The organism is Amycolatopsis sp. YIM 10 (genome assembly GCF_009429145.1).
Classification (GTDB): Bacteria; Actinomycetota; Actinomycetes; order Mycobacteriales; family Pseudonocardiaceae; genus Amycolatopsis.
The window spans coordinates 5,825,292-5,843,496 of the sequence record NZ_CP045480.1 but is presented as its reverse complement, the minus strand read 5'-3'; the positions used below and the strand labels follow the sequence as shown (position 1 = coordinate 5,843,496).

Genomic DNA, 18,205 nt, shown 5'->3' with positions numbered 1-18,205 from the left:
GGGTTTCCTGTTTCCGGCAGTTGTGGGAAACGGGAAACGCGACCGCCTGCCACCTGCCGAATGGGGGGTTCACCTTGCGGTCCAACGATGGCACGGCCAGGCTGGCACAGGTTGGCGGAGTTCGGCGGAGGTGGGAAATGAGTGCGGCCGGTGCGCTCGTGCGGGAATTGAAGGTGTTGCGGAAGGGGCGCGGTGTTCTCACGATCCCGCTCGATGCGCGAATCGGGCCGGAGTTGCGGAAGCGGTCCGGGATCAGCGCCGGCGACCACCCGGCGGAAATGAGGGAGAAGGTCGTGGCCGCGCTCGGCATGGCGATCGCGGCCCTGCCGGACGACCTGGGGGCCCTGTTGCGCGTGGCGTTCGCGCTGGATCCCGCCGCGCGGCTGCCCTTCTACGGGAACCGGGTGGATCTGGCCGCCGACCGGATGGGGCGGGACCGCCGCACGGTTCGCCGCCGCGTCGACGAGGGCATCACCCATCTCGCCGAGGTGCTGGACGACCGGACGGCCGGAGAGGACCCGCCGTCGCCGGCCGCGGTTCCGCGAGCGGACTGGTACACCCGGGAACTGCGCACCTTCGTGAACCTGGACCTGCCGGTGCCGGAGGCGTTCGAGATCCGCCGGGTGGTCGCCGAACGGGACGGGTTGCGGACGCTGGACCTGGCGTTCACCGTGACGGCTTCACCGGACCGGCCCGGGATCGACCTGTTCAGCGGCGGACGTCTGCTCGGCACCCGGCAGCAGGCGGCCGACCGGACCGGTTTCGCCCTGGAACTTCCGGTGACGCTGGCGAAGGGGGACGAGCACGTGTTCGTGGTGCGTTTTCGCGCGGAAGCCGGAGCGGGCGTGAAACCGCATTACGTGTGCGTGCCGAAACAGCGCTGCGACCGCTTCGACCTCCGGGTGCGCTTCGCCACCGGCCGGATCCCGCCGGAGATCTGGCTGCTCTCCGGCGGCTTCCAGCGGGACCTCGACGATCCGGTGGCCACCGGGGAGCCAGCCGAACCCGATTCCACGGGTGAGGTCCACGCGGAGTTCGGCGGCCTGATGCCAGGACTCACCTACGGGTTCCGCTGGAGCGAGGGATGATCGATCAGGGCCCGGTCCGTTGCAGGGTTTCCCGCAGCAGGACCTCGTTGTTCCGCGTGAGCCTCAGTTCGCTGCCGCTGATTTCGTAGCGATAGCTCTTGTTGTAGGCGACAAAACCGTTGGCGGTTTGGCTTGCCTCGAGGGAGATGTGTGTTTCGGAATTGACCGGCTTTCCTTTCTTCCGCCCGTCGTAGTAGTGCTGCCCGCCGGCGGTGCGGCAGACCACGATCTGGTGTTCGTCCGTGGTGTACGCCGCGACTAGGACCGCGTCGGAGCCGTCGGCGGGCAACCAGGTCGCCACCGCCGGCGGGCAGGCGGTTTCGGCCTGTTGCGCCGGAGCCGGCGGCGCTGGGTCGGTGGACTGCCCGAGCGCGCCCAGGATGACGAACCAGATGAGCAGCCCGCCGATGCCGGTCGCGACCGCGGCGGCCACGGGTATGCGACGAGGCCGCCGCGGCACACCGGTGCCGGCCGGCCCGGCGGGTGGCGGGGGAGGTGCTGGTCTGGCCGGAGCAGGCGGGGTGAGCGCGAGCGTGGCCCGGTCACGCGGACTCGCCGCCAGGGGACTGGTCACGTGACGGGTTTGCTGCCGCCGTGGTGCCACCGCGGCCGGCACCGTGCGCACTTCACCGGTGGCACTTCCCGGTGGCTGGCGGCAGGCGCGGCACACCTCGGCACCGGGGAGATTGTTCGTTTCACAGGAATCGCAGACCCAGGCCGCGGTTGTCATCGGGGATCTCCTGGTCGGGTGGGCGGGCGGGGTGCCAGCACGCCGTCGTCGGGCACGGGCCGGAAGACCAGCCAGTCCGGGCTGTCCGGTGCGACGGACACCTCGAGTGGCACCAGCGTTCGCCGCGGTGGCGGCGTTCGCCGGCCCGCCACCCGGCGGGCGAGATCCTCGAGGAACGGCCGATGCACCGCCGGGAACCACAGGTTCAAGGTGAACGCCGTGCCGCCGCCGAGGTTCGCGGAAAGGGTGAGGCGGATCGGCGCGGAGCCCGGCAGGCCGGGCTCGCCGATCAGCCGCAGTTCCGTGCAGCACCGGTACGGCAGGTGCAGGCGAGCGCCCTCCCGGCCGGCCCCGCGGTGTTCACCGATCTCCAGCCGGTCGGCCCGGCAGGTCAGCCAGACGTCGGGTCCGTGCGCCACCGCGCCGGGGAGTTCGGGCCGCGCGATCACCGCGACCTGCCCGGTCGGCATGCCCCGGCGGTATTCACGCAGCTGGTACCCCGGCCCGGCTTCGGCTCGCCACTCGGTGCGCGGTTTCCTCCTCGGCAGCAGCACGGTCAGAGGCTGTTGGCGATGGTGGCGATGATCTCGTCCATCTCCCATTCTTCGAGCCCTTCTCCCGCCGTCGACGGGAAGTAGAGCGTGTGGTTCCAGTCCTCGGCGATGTCGTTCCACGGGTATTCCTCCGGAGCGAACAGCAGCAGCCGCTTGGCCGAGTTCTCCATCGCGGAGTTCCGGCTCTGGGCGTGCCCCCAGCGCTGGAACAGGCCGTCCAGCGTGCGCGGCGTCTTCGGCGGGTAGTTGTGGGCCCTGGTCTGCCGCGGGTCGCCCAGCGGATGCGCGGCCGCGTCGGTGAACATGACGATCACGTGCCGCCGCCGGTCCAATCCGGTCTCCCAGTCGGAGTCCATCGCGAGCGCGAGCGCCTCCAAACCGGATTCCGGCAGGTCGCCACCGCCGGTGGGGGCCAGTTCCCGCACGGCACGCTCGAACTCGCCCAGCTGATCGGGAATGGCGAGGAAGGGCGTCTGGGTCAGCGCGTCGTCCGGATGGTCGCCGAAGTCGCGGAAGGCGATGACCTTGAGCCGGAGGCTGCTGATGCCGCGTCCCTTGCTCGCCATCTCCTGGGCCAGGCGGTTCGGGAAGGAGAGCGCGCTGTGCTTGACGTTGTCCAGGGTGGGGCCCACACTGTCAGTCGCGTCGATGCACAAGACGATGTCCACGGCGTACTTCAGGCTGGCGGACTGCTGGGTCTGAGCAGGCTGTGTGGTCATTGAGCCTCTGTGGTCCTTTCTCCGGCCGAGGGGCCGGACAGGTTGAGCTGTGTCCGTCCGGTGAGGTTGATGCGCACCCGGCTGCTCCGTGCCGCCCGTTCGGCGGGGGCCTTGTCACCGAAGCCGTCGAGCACCCGGGTGGCTTCGGCGATGGACGGGCGTGCCGCCGGGTCCGGGTCGGTCAGCGCCCGCAGCAATCGCGTGGTCTGCGGGTCGAGGCCCGGGGCGAAGATCAGCTCCGCCCCGGCGGCGACAGCGGCCGCGGGTGAGTCGTACGCGGCGTCGTGGCCCGGTGGCTCACCCACGAGATAGGTGTGCACCAGCAGGCCGAAGGAGAACAGGTCGGCGGCCTGGGTCAGATCCCGCGCCCGCACCGCCTTGTCTCCCCGCATGTAGCGCAGCCACTCGGGAGCGCCGTACGACGGGCTGCCGCCGACGAGTTCGCGCGCGGGTGGTTCACCCGCCGGATACGCGTCGTCGAAATCGATCAGTTTGGTGACGTGGAACCGGCTTCGGGCCGGCCGGTACAGCAACACGTTGTCCGGCTTCAGGTCCCCGTGCACGATGCCCCGCTCGTGCAGCAGGCGGAGGCTGTCCGCGAGGGTGTGCAGCAGTACCGCCTGTTCCCGGCCGCTCAGGGTGTGTGGTGCGGTGCGGGCCGCGTCGATCCGCCTGGTCACCTTGTAGTACCTGGTGCCATCGGGGAAGAAGTCCACCGCGAGCACGAGGTTCCCGGCGTAGGGGTCGTCGGCGCGCAACAGCAGCATCATCCGCTCGTGCCGCCGCTCGAACCGGTCGCACTCGCCGAGCCGCCGCCGCTTGTCCACCGGCGAGCCCATGCCGTTCTCCCGCGGCCGCTTGGGATCGAGGAACTCCTTGATGAAGAACGGTTCCCCGTTCTTCTCGGCGAACGCCCACAGGCATTTGCCCGCGTTCGCGTTGCCCGGCCTGCTCACCACGAGATAGCCGTTGATGGTCTGGCCCTTCTTCACCACGGACTCCCTTCGGCCAGCCGGTTTTCGTACGTGGATCGGTACCGGTGCCAGGACTCGGCACGGGCGGCGACGAGCGCGGCGCGATCGCCCGGCCGGACGCGCTCCATCGGCTCGGCGTGCGTGGTCCACACGGTGTCCGCCCGCGGCCGGAACCTGGCCCGGAACTCGTCGAAGTCCCGGTAACCCAGTGCGGTGACCACGATCGAGGCGTCGTCGCCGGTGTAGCCGGCCACCCGGTCGGCCAGCAGCGCCGACCAGTGGTCGCAGTTCTGCGCGGTGACCAGTGTGTTCCACAGGAGGTGCTCGAACTCGGCCGGAGTACCGACATAACCGAAGAAACCGTCGGTGGCGCACAGCAGTACACAGGGCAGCTGGGCCCGGCCGCGCCAGTGGTTCAGCGAGAACGCCCGGCTCGAACTGACCATGTTCGTCATCGGCGGATCCTGGGTGAGCAGTTCGAGCGCATCGGCGGATTCGGTGTCGTCCCGGCTGAGCTGCTGGAGTCCGAGGTGTTCTTCGGCGACGTAGCACCGTGAGTCACCGGCCCACAGCACCTCCCAGCCCACCTCGTTCCCGGTGAGCCGGAAGCACAGTGCGGCCAGCGTGGTGGGCAACTCGCGGCGCATGCTGCCGCGCATCCGGCCGGCCGGTGGGGCGCCCTCGCCGAGCCGGTCGGCGATGTGCTCGCCGAGTTCGGTCGGAAGGTGCAGGGAGAACCACTCCTCGGCCAGCCCGCGTGCGCGGCGGGCGGCCACCCACGCCTGCGAGTGTTCGGCACCGGAGCGACCCGAGCCGGCATTGGCCCGCCCCGCACCGCCCACGCCGTCGAACACCGCGAGCAAGCCGCGGCGCTCGGGCCGATGGAACAGCAGGAGCGGCTCCGCGTCCTCACCGCGGCCCGGCTCGCGCTCGGTCCAGACGGCCATGGCGATGAGGCCGGTTTCCTCGTACTGCCACAGTTGGGCGGTGGTTCCCCGTGCAACGGGATGTATGTCCACTTCGCTCACTCGCCACCGGACCCCGCGGCGGTACCGCGCAGGCGGCTCGGCGGGTGACCGTTGCCGTTGCCGTCGGCAGCCGGGGAGTCCGCGGGCTGTGCGGGCGGCTCGCTGTGCGTCGGTGTGTTGCCCTCGACCACGGCCGGGCTGTCCAGTTCTCCTTTCACTTTCCGCTCCAGGCGTTCCCGGATGGCACCGGTGCCCGCGGTGCCCAGCGGCTTGGCGTCGGGGAAGAAGGTGCCGACGGCGTGCTTGCGGATTTCGGCCGTGTTGAACTCCTCCATTTTCTCCGTGGACCCCATCAGCACCCGCAAAGCGTCGAGGCTGGCCCTGGTGTTGGCTTCCCGCGCCGCCTGTTCCCGCTCGAGCAAGGGGGTCGGATCACCGCCGGTCTTGGCCATGATGTGGGCGAGCATCTCCGTCCGGCCGCCGCCGGCGATGGGCCGCATCGCCGCGCGCCGGATCTCCTCGACCCGGAGTTCGCGGGTCGTGGTCACGATTTCCGCGGTGTCGAGGGCGTCCGCCGAAGCGCTGAACGAGGTCAGCCGGACTGCCGAAAGCGGGTAAGCGGTGTTGAGCCGTTCCGCGACGGCGGCCGCGGCGGCGTTGCTCTGCAGCACGTCGTACCCGACCGTGGTCTCCTGGACGATCGCGGCCAGCGAAGGGCGCAGCGCGGCTGCGATGTCGTGCACGCCGTCGCGGGCGATCGCCACCGGATCGACGACCTGGCAGCCGAAGCGAACGGTGACGCTGAACGGGAAAGCGGGGTCCTTGCTCGGCGCTTTGATCACGACGGAAACCGCGCGAGTGGTGGTGACGACGCGGTGCATGCGCCGGTAGTTCCCGATCCGGCGGTCGGGCACGCGCTCGCCGTGGTGCACCAGCACCGGTTCGCCCACTGCCCGCTCCAGCACCAGCACGGTGCCCATCGCCGGTGCGCGCAGCGGAGTGCCCACGCGCAGGCGCCGCAACTCGACCGTTTCCGGTACCGGGTCGTAGGTCTCGCTCATGCCGTCAGTTCTCCTGCCTCGATGATCTCGTTGTAGAAGTAAGCGGCCGCGTCGAGCGGCTCATCGCGGTCCTCCGCCCAGGTACGCAGGGCGTGGCAGATCCGCTCGAAGTCGTCCGGGCCCCGGTCGGCCAGGCCGCCGAGCAGCAGCAGGACGTCGTCACGGACAGCCGGGTCCCGATCAGCCACCCGGACCCACTCCCGCAGGGAATCCAGCGCGGACGGGCGGACCCCTTCTGCGGCCAGTGCCCGTCCCCAAAGCTGCGTGAGGACATCGCGGTGCTTCGCCACGGAAAGCAGGAGCACCGGGCGGTCAGCGGCTTCCGTGCCTTCCGAACCTTCTTCCCAGGCGGCGAAGGCGAACATGTTGAGTGCCTTCTCGAGCGGCTCTTCGGCCGTGCCCGGCTCGGTCCATTCGAGCAGCGCTTCGAGTACCTCGCTCACCCGTCCGGCTTCGAGCAGGCCGTGTGTGGTGAGCGCCGCGGGCATGAGCAGTTCCCAGTCCCCCTCGCAGACGACGGTGCGCAGCACACGCAGCGCGCGACGGGGCTCGGCCACGCCCAGCGGTCCGCCCGCGGCCAGTGCGGCGGCTGCGGGCAGGTACCGGTTGCCGCCGTACACCAGCTGCTCGGCCCAGGTCGTGATGTAGTCCCACACGGCGTTCGCCGGCACGCCGACGCGGCCGGCCACGTTGACCCCGAGCGCGGCGCTCTGCTGGAGGGTGCGGGACTTGTTCGCGGCCCACGGCTCGAGATACCGGTGCATGCCGTGTTCGAAGTCGCTGGCGGCCAGGATTCCGGCTGCCACGGCCGCGCGGGCGCGCACTTCGACATCGGCGTGCTCGGCGAGCTTGGTCAGCCAGGGCAGGATCTTCTCGCGGGCACCGTCCAGTTCGAACCAGATCAGTGCGAGCACCGCGGGCCGCAGTTCGGCGTGCCGGAACCGCAGGGTCGGCGGGCTGCCGGGAATGCCTGGCTGCTCCAGGTATTCGATCCACGAGCGTTCGGCCATCAGCTTGCGCAGGTAGCGTGGAGTCAGCTTGGCCGAGCTGTTCCCGATCTGGCGGGCCAGTGCGACCGCGGCATCGGCGACGTTGAGGTAGCTCGATCCCTCCAGCGCCGCGGTGGCCAGGACAAAGGCGATCTCAGATGCGTCGGGCTCGGTGCTGAGCCACTCGCGCACCCGCCCTTCGGGATCACCGAGCCGGGTGACCGCGGTGGCGAGATCGCTTTCGCCACGGATGGCGTCGGACACGACCTTTCCCGCCCTGGCCGCGAACTGCGGGTCGTCCCGTTCGTCGAGCAACTCCGCCAGGTTCGTCTCGGCCAGCAGCGCGGTCAGCTCGTCGGCGCTCATCGAGGGAATGGTCTGCTGGACCCACCGGCGCACGATCTCCATCGGGTCGGGCAGTTCCATGTTCTCGATGACGAAGTCACGCCGTTTCGGGGTGGTGGCGAGCTCTCCGCCGGTCACCGGGCCGGTGACCACCACCAGGAAGCTGCCGGCTTCTTCCAGTTCCTTCGAGGCGTAGTCCAGCCAGGCTTCGGTGATCGAGGTTTCGGCGACGAACTTGCCCTGGTTGTTCGGCCGGTCCGCCACGATCAGCCCGCAGTTCCGCTGCGGGACCCGCCAGGTCATGTTGCCGAGCACCGACCCGCCGAGTTCGAACACCTCCAGCCCGAGTCCTGCCTCGCGAAGCACCCGCACCAGCGTGACCCGGGCCCGTCCGCCACGGCCCGTTCCCGCCGGGCCGGAGAACACGGCGAGGAAGTTCTCGCGCAGGGTGGCCATCCCGGCCGCGAAGTCGGCCGAGGGCACGTAGTAGTCCGCTTCTTCGGCCAGGCGGTCGGCGGGCAGGCGGATCTTGCTCGCCCGCCTCGGCGACGTCCGGCGGCTGCCGCCACCGGTCAGGAAATCGCCGTCGACGGAGAAGTCGCCCTGGAAGATGTTGACGGTCGCCGACCCGTCGAGCCGGGAGATATCCGCCGAGATGATCTTCTCCGAGCGAATATTCGAGAGGTCGGACGCGCCGCGGAGCCGCTTCATCGCCTCCTCGCGCGTCGGTGGCGGTGCATCGGGTGTGACGGGTGGCGGGGCGCTTTCGGCCGCGGGTGCTTCGGTGGCGGGTTTCGCCTCGGTCTCCGGTGTTGTCCCGGTGGCGTTCTCTTCAGTCGCCACGGCCCGTTCCCAGGTTGAAGTCGCCGCTGATGGCGAAGTCGCCCATGAAGCTGTTGTCGATGTTCTCCGCGTTCACCACCCGGGAGCCGGCGTGGTTTTCCGCCGGTGGCGGTTGCGCGTCACGCAGTTCGGGGATCTGAATCCGGAGCCTGGCGGCGAGGCGGTCGATGTCGGGCTTCGAACTGCGGAAACCGATCTTGATCTCCTGCAGGCCGGCCAGTTTCCGGAGTTCGGGCGGCAGTTTCTCCTCCGGCACACGCGTGGTTTCCAGCAGTACCGGGATGACCTGCTTGCCCAATTCGAAAGCGTGCAGGATTTCGCGGCGCACGAAGTCGTCCGGCTGGTCGAGGCGCCGGGCGCCGTGTTCGTCCACCGCGTCCGCCCAGCCGCGGCCGATGAGTACCAGCACCGCGGTCGATGCCGCCACCGCGCGGAACATCTCCTGTTCCCAGGAGGTACCGAGCGGAATCGACCTCGACGCGAAGAAGACGGCGGAGGATCCGAAGCGCGCGGACAGCGCCTCGTCGAGCATGGCTCCGGCGTACGGCTGGTCGGTCGTCCGGTAGTTCAGGAAGATCTGGGTCACGGTGTGGGCGTCCTTCGCGCGGGAGGGAAACAATGTGGCAAAAGGGTGGTGCACTGGGCCACTTGCCGGTTATCGATGTGATGGTGCGCAATCTTTAACAACCACTTGGGGCCTTGACAAGGGCTACCGAGAGGTAAGCGCTATGTTTCCCGTTTCCTGTCCTCTCTGACCCAATTTTGTCCAGTCGGCAGACCATGCCGGAAAAAGAGGACAGTTGCCTTTCGTTTCCTCCGTGAACGCAGGTTGTTTCCCGTTTCCCGATCCGCTGGTGCCCGGGAAATCCGGTCCACTCGTGCCGGAGTGGCGGCAGAATGGAATAAGCCACGGTGGACCGGCCGGTTCCGTGGGTGACGAAAGGTGGCACGGTGACTTCCAGTGCGGAGAGCTCCGGAGCGTTCGGGCCGCGACTGCGCGGGTACCGGACGGGTATCGGCATCTCGCTGACCGAGTTCGCCCGCCGCCTCTACTACAGCAAGGGCTACGTCAGCCGCGTCGAGACCGGACTGCAGGCACCGTCGGTCGAGTTCGCCCGGCGGTGCGACGCGGAGTTGGACGCCGGTGGAGCGCTCGCCGCGCTCGTGCCGGTCCACGAACCCGACGCGGCGACCCAGCCCGAGCACGACGACGATGGGATCTGGACGATGACGATGACACCCGACGGCCGGACGTCGTTCACGCCGGTGCGGCGACGGGACATACTGCTCGGCGGTGCTGCCGTGCTCGCCGCCGCCGGCATCCGGCGGCCGCTGCCGGCTCCGGTCGCCGGCCAGCTCGCCCACCACCGCGAACTCCTGGAATCAGCGCGCGGGCTCGGGCAGGTGACCCCGGCGGCCCACGTGCTGCCGATGGTGGTCGGGCAGGCGCAGGCGTTGCGGGGCCTGGCTCGTGAGGGCATCGCGAGGGCGGAGGTCGGCGTGTTGTCGGCCAGGGTCGCCGAGTTCGCCGGCTGGATGGCGCAGGAGGCCGGTGACAACGATGGCGCCGCCTGGTGGATTGCCCGGTCGATCAAGATCGCCCGGGAAACCGATGATCGGCAGACTCTGGCGTATGCCTACGTGCGGCGTGCGCTGCTGAGCATGTACCAAGGCGACGCTCGTACCACGGTGGAACTGGCGCGGCAGGCGCAAAAGGAGCCGGACACGCCGCCACGGATCCTCGGTCTCGCGGCGCAGCGGGAGGCGCAGGGGCACGCGCTCGCCGGGGACTACGACCGGTGCATGCGTGCGCTGGATGTCGCGGCACGCCAGTTGGACCTGGCTCGCGAGAAGGTGCCCGAGGGGCCGACGATCGGGACCTCGCACGTGCGGGATCCGGTCGCTGTGGTCACCGGATGCTGCCTGTACGACCTCGGCAGACCGGGCGAGGCGGCCGCGGTGCTGGACCGCGAGCTCCCGCGTATCCCGGCTTCCGCCGTCCGGGCGCGGCTGCGGTTCGGCGTCCGCCAAGCGCTGGCGCACGCCGCGACCGGCGATCTCGAACGCGCCTGCGCGCTGACGGCATCGATGCTGGAGCAGGTGGCGACCATCGAGTCGGCGACCATTCTCGCCGACGTCACCAAGCTCGCCGCCACGTTCCGGCGTTGGCACGCGCATCCGGAAGTGCGCGCGCTCGACCCCGTGTTCGGGCGGGTCCTGTACCGCGGGACCTAGGCGGCCAGTGTCTTGCGGAGGGAACGCAGGCACAGCCCGATCGAGGTGTGCTTCGAGCTGCCGTACTGCTCGGTCTGCTGCCACGACGCGTAGAGCAGCGCCCAGATCATGTTGTTCACCCAGGTGGCCGGCATCGCGGGATCGATGGTGCCCTCGGCGTGGCCGCGTTCGATCAGGCGGTTGAGCGCCCGGTCGGCGTCGCTCTCCTCTTCCCACTGCTCATCGCTGATCAGGCTGGGGTTGTTGAACAGCAGCATCATCACGTCACCGAGGTCGAAGTACTCCTGGCAGAGCCGGTCCAGCGCTTCGAGTGCGTCCCCCTCGTCGAGGCGGGCGCGGACGGCGGCGAGTTCGATGCTCTCCAGCACGTCGGCGCCGATCGCGGTGAGCAGGTCCGAGCGCTCCGGGAAGTAGCGGTGCACGGTGGTCCGGCCGACCCCGGCCGCGTTCGCCACATCGCCCAGTGACGCGCCGCTGTCCTTGTTCAGCACCGCGATCGCCGCGTCCAGGATCGCCCGGCGCGTGCGGGCCCGGGTCCCGGTCTCCTCGCTCATCGGCTCACCGTACTTCTCCGTGTTCCGAATCGGAATTCGGGTTGACGATAGTGGAACATCGATGTTCCACTGGGGAACGTGAATGTTCAAGATGAGGGCACAACTGTTCAGCCGAAGAGACGCCTGCCGCGCCTCCGGGTGCTCTGGTCCTTCGCCCGGCCCCACAAGGGCACGCTGGCGCTGGGCCTGTTCCTCGCGCTGCTCGGCTCGGGCGCCGGACTGGCCACGCCGATGGTCACCAAGTGGGTGCTCGACCAGCTCGGTTCGTCCGGCTCGCTCACCGGGCCGGTGCTGGCGCTGGTCGGGTTGCTGGTGGTCGGTGTGCTGATCTGGACCTGTCAGTGGATCCTGCTCGGCTCCCTCGGCGAACGCGTGGTGCTGCGCGCCCGCGAATCGATGGTCCGCCGGTTCTTCCGCGCCACCGTGCCCGCGGTGACCAGCCGCCCGACCGGCGAGCTGGTCACAAGGGTCACCTCCGACACCGTGCTGCTGCGCGAAGCCGCCACCTCGAGCGTGATCGCGCTGATCAACGGGGTGGTGATGCTGATCGGCACGCTGGTCCTGATGGGCATGCTGGACCTGATGCTGCTGGGCACCACGGTGCTGGCCGTGGTGGTCGTGGCGATCCTGTTCGCCCTGCTCATGCCGGCCATCGCCAAGGCGCAGGAACGCGCGCAGGACCACGTGGGCAAGCTCGGCGGGCTGCTGGAGGGCGCGCTGCAGGCGATCCGCACGGTGAAGGTCAGCCGCGCCGAGGAACGCCAGGCCACCAACGTGCTGCGCGAGGCGGAATCCTCGGCGGCACACAGCATTCGCGCGGTCCGCCGCGAGGCGGTGGCGTGGACGATCGCCTGGGCAGGCATCCAGATCGCGATCATCGCCATTCTCGGCCTCGGCGCCTGGCGGGTCGGGCTCGGCCTGCTGGAGGTTTCCAGCCTGATCGCCTTCCTGCTCTACGCCTTCGGCCTGATGGAGCCGATCATGGAGCTGAGCCAGAACGTCACCACGCTGCAGTCCGGGATCGCCGCGGCGGGCCGGATCCGTGAGGTGGAGGCGATGCCGGTCGAGACCGATCGAACCGAGCGTGCCGACCGGTACGCCGAGCCGATCCAGGCCGGGCCGGTGCTGCTGTTCCGCGGGCTCACCGCCGCGTACGGACCGGACGCCGAGCCCGCGGTGCGCGAGATCGACCTGGCCATCCCGCGCCGCGGGCACGTGGCGATCGTCGGTCCGTCCGGTGCGGGCAAGACCACGCTGTTCTCCCTGGTGCTGCGGTTTCTCGAGCCACAGCAAGGAGAACTGCTGCTCGACGGCAGGCCGTACCACGACTACACCTACGCCCAGGTGCGCGAGCGGTTGGCCTACGTCGAGCAGGAGACGCCGATCGTGCCGGGCACCATCCGCGAGAACCTGCTCTACTCCCACCCGGAGGCCACCGAAGCCGAACTGCGAGCGGTGCTCGACGAGGTGCGCCTGACCGAGAAGATCAGCTCACTGGAGCACGGCCTGGACACCCCGCTGTCCTCGACCTCGGTCTCCGGCGGGCAGCGGCAGCGGATCGCGCTGGCGCGGGCGGTGCTGCGCACGCCGGAAGTCCTGCTGCTGGACGAGGCGACCGCGCAGGTGGACGGGCTCACCGAAGCCGCGATCCACGACTGCATCCGCCGCCGCGCGGCCACCGGCGCGGTGGTCACCATCGCGCACCGGCTGTCCACGGTGATCGACGCCGACACGATCGTGGTGATGGACAACGGCCGCATCCGCGCGCAGGGTTCGCACGAGGATCTGCTGCGGACCGACGAGCTGTACCGCGAGCTGGTCGAGGCGCTGCGGATCGCCACGCAGGACCAGGAGTCAGCCGCGTAGCGTGCGGGACAGGGCGAACGAGGCGGTCCGGACGGCGGGGCCGATCCGGGCCGTGCCCATCCGGTTCGTCCAGCCGGACAAGGAAATCCCGGCGACCGCGGTCCCGTTCGCGTCGAGCACCGGCGCCGCCACGCAGACCACTCCCGGCACCGACTCCTCGCGTTCGTAGGCGACGCCTTCGGTCCGCGCCTTGGCGAGCTGGCGCCGGAGCAGGCCGGGCGCGGTGATCGTGCGGCGGCTGATCCGGCCGAGCCCCGCCGCGATCACCTGGTCCACCAGGCTGTCCGGGGAGAAGGCGAGGATCGCCTTGCCGACGGCCGTGGCGTGGGCCGGGAAGCGCCCGCCGGTCCGCGACGGCAGGCGTGGCGCGTCCGGCCCGCGCAGCACGTCGAGGTAGACCACCTCGGTGCCCTCCAGCACGGCGAAGTGGACGGTGTTGCGGGTCGCCTCTCGAAGATCGGCGAGATAGGGCCGGGCCGCGTCGACCAGTCCGCGCTGCCGGACCGCGAGCTGGCCGATCTCGAACAACCGCAGTCCCAGCCGGACCCGGGTGCCGTCCCGTTCCAGCAGGCCCTGCCGGGCGAGGTGCCCGATCAGCCGGTGCGCACTGGATTTGGGCAGGCCGGTGCGCCGCGCCAGCTCGGACACGCCGAGCGCGGTGTCGCCGGGACGGAACGCGGTCAGCAGCAGCGCGAGCCGCGCGGCGGTGGCTCCTTCGTCGTTCCGCTCAGCGGGACACATGGATTGAGTGTGCCCCATTCCCGGGTGGATGGTGAACGGCATGCCCGACACCGCCCTGCACCACGCCCTCGCCGAAGACCTGCTCGCCGCCTACGTCTCCGGTGAACCGATCCCGCCGCTCGTCGAGGCCCACCCCGGGCTGACCGTGGCCGACGCCTACGCCGTGCAGCTCGAACAGGTCCGGCACTGGGAGGCCGACGGCGGAGTGGTGCGCGGCCACAAGGTCGGCCTGTCCAGCGAGGCGGCCCGGCGCCAGCTCGGCGTGGACGAACCGGACTTCGGGCACCTGCTCGACACCATGTTCTACGCCGAGGGCGAGCCGATCCCGACCGCGCGCTTCCTGCAGCCGCGGATCGAGCCGGAGGTCGCCTTCGTGCTCCGGAAACCGTTGCGCGGCCCCGGGGTCACCGCCGAGCAGGCCGCCGACGCGGTGGACCACCTGCTGCCCGCGCTGGAACTGGTCGACTCCCGCATCCGCGACTGGCGGATCTCCCTGGTGGACACGGTGGCGGACAACGCATCCTCCGGCGCGGTGGTGCTCGGGGCCACCCCGGTGCCGCTCGACGCGATCGACCTGGCCGGCGCGCCGTGCGCCCTGCACCTCAACGACGAGGTGATCGAGACCGGCGACAGCAGCGCGGTGATGGGCAATCCGCTGAACAGCCTGGTGTGGATCGCCAACAAGCTCGGCGAGATGGGCACCGCGCTACAACCGGGCCACGTGATCCTGTCCGGCTCGATCACCCGCGTCGCCCCGGTGGCCCCCGGCGACCGGGTCACCTGCACCATCGACGGCCTCGGCGCCGTGAGCGCCGTGTTCAGCTAGTGAGTGTTTCGAAAGTTTGCGTGGCGGTGCGGGTAGCGGGTTCTCAGGTGTCTTCTCGCTCCGGGATCTCCACCTCATGAATAGCCGATTCACCACGGTGAAGCTGTCCTCGCGAGAAGACACCTGAGAACCCGCCGCGGTGCCGGTTGACGGCCCACAGCCAGCGGCTGCGCCGCTGAGAAAAGACTTAGGAGACCGCACATGCCACGGATCGCCGCTATCGTCGGCCCCGGGAACATCGGGACCGACCTGCTGGTCAAGCTCCGCCGCAGCGAGCATCTCGACGTCCGCTACATGGTCGGCGTCGACCCCGCCTCCGACGGGCTCGCCCGCGCCGCCGACCTCGGGCTGCGCACCTCGGCCGAAGGAGTGGACTGGCTGCTCGCCCAGGACGACGTTCCCGAGCTGGTTTTCGAGGCCACCTCGGCAAAAGCGCACGAGGCGAACGCGCCGCGGTACGCCGAGGCCGGGATACAGGCGATCGACCTGACGCCCGCCGCGGTCGGGCCGTTCACCTGCCCGGTGGTGAACCTGACCGAGCACCTGGCGGCGCCGAACCTCAACCTGATCACCTGCGGCGGCCAGGCCACCATTCCGATCGTGCATGCGGTTTCGCGGGTGACCCCGGTGCCGTACGCGGAGATCGTCGCGTCGGTTTCGTCGCGCTCGGCCGGACCGGGCACCCGCGCGAACATCGACGAGTTCACCCGGACCACCGCGCGCGGCATCGAGGAGGTCGGCGGTGCCACCCGCGGCAAGGCGATCATCATCATCAATCCGGTCGAGCCGCCGATGATCATGCGCGACACCGTGTTCTGCGCGATCGACCCGGACGCCGACCGCACCGCGATCACCGACTCCATCCACGAGATCGTGCGCGCGGTGGGGGAGTACGTGCCCGGCTACACGCTCACCGCCGAACCGCAGTTCGACGATCCGCGGCCGGGCTGGAACGACCGCGCCAGGGTCGCGGTGTTCCTGGAGGTGGCGGGCAACGGCGACTACCTGCCGCGCTACGCCGGGAACCTGGACATCATGACCGCCGCCGCGGCCCGCGTCGGCGAACTGCTCGCGCAGCGGAAGGCGGTTTCGGCATGACCTCCAGCGAAGTCCGGCTCGTCGACACCACCCTGCGCGACGGCAGCCACGCCATGGCACACCAGTTCACCGAGCAGAACGTGCGCGACACCGTGCGCGCGCTGGACACCGCGGGCATCTCGCTGATCGAGGTCACCCACGGCGACGGGCTCGGCGGCTCCACCTTCAACTACGGGTTCTCACTGGTCGACGAGCGCAAGCTGATCGCGGCCGCGGTCGAGGAGGCGAAGCGGGCGAAGATCGCCGTGCTGCTGCTGCCCGGTCTCGGCACCGTCGACGACCTCAAGGCGGCGGCCGATCTCGGCGCCGGCGCGGTCCGGATCGCCACGCACTGCACCGAGGCCGACGTGTCGATGCAGCACTTCGGCGCGGCGCGGGCGCTCGGCCTGGAGACCGTCGGCTTCCTGATGCTGGCCCATATGTCCACTCCGGACGATCTGGCCAAGCAGGGCCGGATCATGGTGGACGCGGGCTGCCAGTGCGTCTACGTGGTCGACTCGGCCGGCGCGCTGATCCTGGAGGACGCCTCGGAGCGGGTCGCCGCGCTGGTCGCCGAATTCGGGGACGAGGCGCAGGTCGGCTACCACGGGCACCAGAACCTGAGCTTCGGCGTGGCGAACTCGGTGCTGGCCCACCGGGCGGGCGCACGTCAGATCGACGGTTCGCTGGCCGCGCTCGGCGCGGGCGCCGGGAACTCGCCGACCGAGGTGCTCGCGGCCACCTTCGAACGCCTCGGCGTGCGGACCGGGGTGGACAAGGACGTGCTGATGGAGGCCGCGGAGAACGTGGTCAAGCCCTACATCACCCGGTTGCCGGTGATGGACCGCTCGTCCATCGTGCAGGGCTTCGCCGGGGTGTACTCGAGCTTCCTGCTGCACGCCGAACGCGCCGCCGAGCGCTACGGCGTGCCCGCGCACGAGATCCTGTACCGGGTCGGCGAGGCGAAGTACGTCGGCGGCCAGGAGGACATGATCATCGACATCGCGCTGAAGCTGATGGCGGAGCGGGATCAGGCGCGGGCGAGCAGCCGCACGCAGTGATCGATCAGGTGCTCCCGCGACACCTCGAGCAGGCCGCCGAGATAGGCGATGAACAGGTTCGCGAGTGCGCCGACCAGGCCGATCGCGGTCATGTTCCGATCGACCTCGGCGGCGCCGGGCGGCAGCTGCTCGCGGATCAGCGCGGCGAACGCGGGCAGCAGCTCGACCCCGCGGCTGGACAGCGCGGGATCGCTCAACGGGGCCAGGAGCAGCACCCGGCCCTTGCGCGGGTCGTCGATGATCAGCTCGACGAAGGCGGTGACCGCGGCGCGGGCGCGTTCCTCCGGTTCGGGGGAGCTGTCCTCGACCGCGTCGATCAGCGCCTGCCGAGCGGCCTGCCCGACGTGCTCGTAGGCGGCCAGCACCACCTCGTCGCGGTCGGCGAAGCTCTCGTAGAAGTACCGCTCGGTGAGCTTGGCGTGACGGCACACCGCGCGCACGCTCACCGCGGGCCCCGCTTCGGCGCCGAGCAGGTCGATGCCCGCCTCGATCAGCTGCGCGCGCCGCGCCGCCTTGCGATCGGTCAGCGTGGTGCCACCCCAGGTCCGGCCAGGCATCGTCGAACCCTACCTACTCGTCAGTTGACTACGGTCGTTGTCAATCCTATCTTGACAACACACGTTGTCACACCGAGGAGGGCGAGCATGCCAGAGGAGCCAGAGCCGCTCGGCCCGGATTCGCTGACCTGGAAGTACTTCGGCGACTGGCGCGGCCTGCTGATCGCGTTGTGGGCCGGGTCGATGCAGAACATGCACCCCGAGCTGGGGGCGGGTGTGGAGCAGCACTCGCAGTTCTTCAAGGAGCGCTGGCAGCGGCTGTTCCGCTCGCTGTACCCGATCGGGGGAGTCATCTACGACGGTCCCCGCGCGTACGAGACCGCGAAGATGGTCCGCGGCTACCACAACACGATCAAGGGCATCGACTCGAAGGGCCGCCCGTACCACGCGCTGAACCCGGACACCTTCTACTGGGCGCACGCCACCTTCTTCGTCTCCGCGCTGCTCATCGCGGAGAACTTCATGGGCGGGCTGACCGCGGCGCAGCAGCGGAAGATGTTCGACGAGCACGTCCAGTGGTACCGGATGTACGGCATGAGCATGCGCCCGGTGCCGGAGACCTGGGAGGAGTTCCAGGCGTACTGGCACCGCATGTGCACCGAGGTGCTGGAGGACAACAAGGCCACCCGTGACGTGCTCGACATCGGGAAGATCCCGAAGCCGAACGGGATGCGGTGGCTGCCGTCGCCGGTGTGGAACCTGGTGCGCGGGCTGGTCGCGCGCAACTTCGTCTGGTTGACCGTTGGCATGTACGACCCGCCGATCCGCGAGAAGCTCGGCTACACCTGGACCGCGCGCGACGCGAAGCTGCACCGGCTCACCGGCCGGCTGATCAACGCGGCGTTCAAGCTGGTGCCGTTCGAGCGGCGCTACCACCCGAGGGCACGAGCCGGCTGGCGGCGCGCGCTCGGCCGGGCCCCGGTGGACGCGCCGCTGGTGGAAACGCCCGCCCGCAACCTGCCCCCGCTGGACGAACGCGACAGCCCGACCCACTATGCACCCAAGGTGCCGAACTAG

Annotated in this window: 18 protein-coding genes; 7 read left to right on the top strand and 11 right to left on the bottom strand. The window is 70.0% G+C overall.

Annotated features, from left to right (window positions below; translation table 11 throughout):
• The first annotated feature begins 278 nt into the window (after positions 1–278).
• Positions 279–1,088 carry a hypothetical protein gene (locus YIM_RS27790; protein ID WP_228004057.1) on the top strand — a complete coding sequence of 270 codons (810 nt, stop codon included), beginning with the start codon at positions 279–281 and terminating at the stop codon, positions 1,086–1,088.
• A 4-nt stretch (positions 1,089–1,092) separates the two neighbouring features.
• Here YIM_RS27790 and YIM_RS27785 read toward each other — a convergent pair whose 3' ends face one another.
• From YIM_RS27785 to YIM_RS27750, 8 genes are all read right to left on the bottom strand, one after another.
• Complete coding sequence (locus tag YIM_RS27785) at positions 1,093–1,818, bottom strand: hypothetical protein (RefSeq protein WP_153033132.1); 726 nt, start codon at positions 1,816–1,818, stop codon at positions 1,093–1,095.
• Entirely contained in the window at positions 1,815–2,372 is a 558-nt protein-coding gene (locus YIM_RS27780) for a hypothetical protein (RefSeq protein WP_153033131.1), read from the bottom strand. The genes YIM_RS27785 and YIM_RS27780 overlap by 4 nt, the downstream gene beginning before the upstream one ends.
• Positions 2,373–2,374: 2 nt before the next feature.
• Complete coding sequence (locus tag YIM_RS27775) at positions 2,375–3,091, bottom strand: vWA domain-containing protein (protein WP_153033130.1); 717 nt, start codon at positions 3,089–3,091, stop codon at positions 2,375–2,377.
• On the bottom strand, positions 3,088–4,083 hold the full coding sequence (locus YIM_RS27770) for a protein kinase (RefSeq protein WP_153033129.1): 996 nt from the start codon (positions 4,081–4,083) through the stop codon (positions 3,088–3,090). The genes YIM_RS27775 and YIM_RS27770 overlap by 4 nt, the downstream gene beginning before the upstream one ends.
• Positions 4,080–5,012 (bottom strand): protein phosphatase 2C domain-containing protein, encoded by a 933-nt coding sequence (locus YIM_RS27765; protein WP_153033128.1) that lies wholly within the window; start codon positions 5,010–5,012, stop codon positions 4,080–4,082. Before YIM_RS27765 ends, YIM_RS27770 begins: the two co-directional genes overlap by 4 nt.
• 77 nt (positions 5,013–5,089) lie before the next feature.
• Positions 5,090–6,094, bottom strand: a complete 1,005-nt coding sequence (locus YIM_RS27760) for a hypothetical protein (RefSeq protein WP_153033127.1) — start codon at positions 6,092–6,094, stop codon at positions 5,090–5,092.
• The gene (locus YIM_RS27755; protein WP_153033126.1) at positions 6,091–8,271 is read right to left on the bottom strand and encodes a hypothetical protein; all 2,181 of its coding nucleotides are present in this window, start codon (positions 8,269–8,271) and stop codon (positions 6,091–6,093) included. The genes YIM_RS27760 and YIM_RS27755 overlap by 4 nt, the downstream gene beginning before the upstream one ends.
• Positions 8,261–8,857, bottom strand: a complete 597-nt coding sequence (locus YIM_RS27750) for a toll/interleukin-1 receptor domain-containing protein (RefSeq protein ID WP_153033125.1) — start codon at positions 8,855–8,857, stop codon at positions 8,261–8,263. Before YIM_RS27750 ends, YIM_RS27755 begins: the two co-directional genes overlap by 11 nt.
• A gap of 365 nt (positions 8,858–9,222) precedes the next feature.
• Between YIM_RS27750 and YIM_RS27745 the strand changes: the two genes are divergently transcribed.
• On the top strand, positions 9,223–10,506 hold the full coding sequence (locus YIM_RS27745; protein ID WP_228004056.1) for a helix-turn-helix domain-containing protein: 1,284 nt from the start codon (positions 9,223–9,225) through the stop codon (positions 10,504–10,506).
• On the opposite strand, the gene YIM_RS27740 is transcribed toward YIM_RS27745, so the two are convergent.
• Positions 10,503–11,060, bottom strand: a complete 558-nt coding sequence (locus YIM_RS27740; protein WP_153033124.1) for a TetR/AcrR family transcriptional regulator — start codon at positions 11,058–11,060, stop codon at positions 10,503–10,505. The two genes, YIM_RS27745 and YIM_RS27740, sit on opposite strands and share 4 nt — an antisense overlap.
• Before the next feature lie 78 nt (positions 11,061–11,138).
• Between YIM_RS27740 and YIM_RS27735 the strand changes: the two genes are divergently transcribed.
• Positions 11,139–12,926, top strand: coding sequence for an ABC transporter ATP-binding protein (locus YIM_RS27735; RefSeq protein WP_228004055.1), 1,788 nt, complete (start codon positions 11,139–11,141; stop codon positions 12,924–12,926).
• Here YIM_RS27735 and YIM_RS27730 read toward each other — a convergent pair.
• Positions 12,915–13,667, bottom strand: a complete 753-nt coding sequence (locus YIM_RS27730; protein WP_153033123.1) for an IclR family transcriptional regulator — start codon at positions 13,665–13,667, stop codon at positions 12,915–12,917. The two genes, YIM_RS27735 and YIM_RS27730, sit on opposite strands and share 12 nt — an antisense overlap.
• Positions 13,668–13,707: 40 nt before the next feature.
• On the opposite strand from YIM_RS27730, the gene YIM_RS27725 reads away from it, so the two are divergent.
• The 3 genes from YIM_RS27725 (at position 13,708) to dmpG (ending at position 16,631) form a co-directional block, all read left to right on the top strand.
• Positions 13,708–14,493, top strand: coding sequence for a 2-keto-4-pentenoate hydratase (locus tag YIM_RS27725; protein ID WP_153033122.1), 786 nt, complete (start codon positions 13,708–13,710; stop codon positions 14,491–14,493).
• Positions 14,494–14,694: 201 nt separating this feature from the next.
• The gene (locus tag YIM_RS27720) at positions 14,695–15,591 is read left to right on the top strand and encodes an acetaldehyde dehydrogenase (acetylating) (RefSeq protein WP_153033121.1); all 897 of its coding nucleotides are present in this window, start codon (positions 14,695–14,697) and stop codon (positions 15,589–15,591) included.
• Positions 15,588–16,631: a 4-hydroxy-2-oxovalerate aldolase gene (gene dmpG, locus YIM_RS27715; RefSeq protein ID WP_153033120.1), complete on the top strand. Its 1,044-nt coding sequence runs from the start codon at positions 15,588–15,590 to the stop codon at positions 16,629–16,631. The genes YIM_RS27720 and dmpG overlap by 4 nt, the downstream gene beginning before the upstream one ends.
• Here the strand turns inward: dmpG and YIM_RS27710 are convergent.
• On the bottom strand, positions 16,601–17,188 hold the full coding sequence (locus tag YIM_RS27710) for a TetR/AcrR family transcriptional regulator (protein ID WP_153033119.1): 588 nt from the start codon (positions 17,186–17,188) through the stop codon (positions 16,601–16,603). The two genes, dmpG and YIM_RS27710, sit on opposite strands and share 31 nt — an antisense overlap.
• Positions 17,189–17,275: 87 nt before the next feature.
• On the opposite strand from YIM_RS27710, the gene YIM_RS27705 reads away from it, so the two are divergent.
• On the top strand, positions 17,276–18,205 hold the full coding sequence (locus tag YIM_RS27705) for an oxygenase MpaB family protein (protein WP_153033118.1): 930 nt from the start codon (positions 17,276–17,278) through the stop codon (positions 18,203–18,205).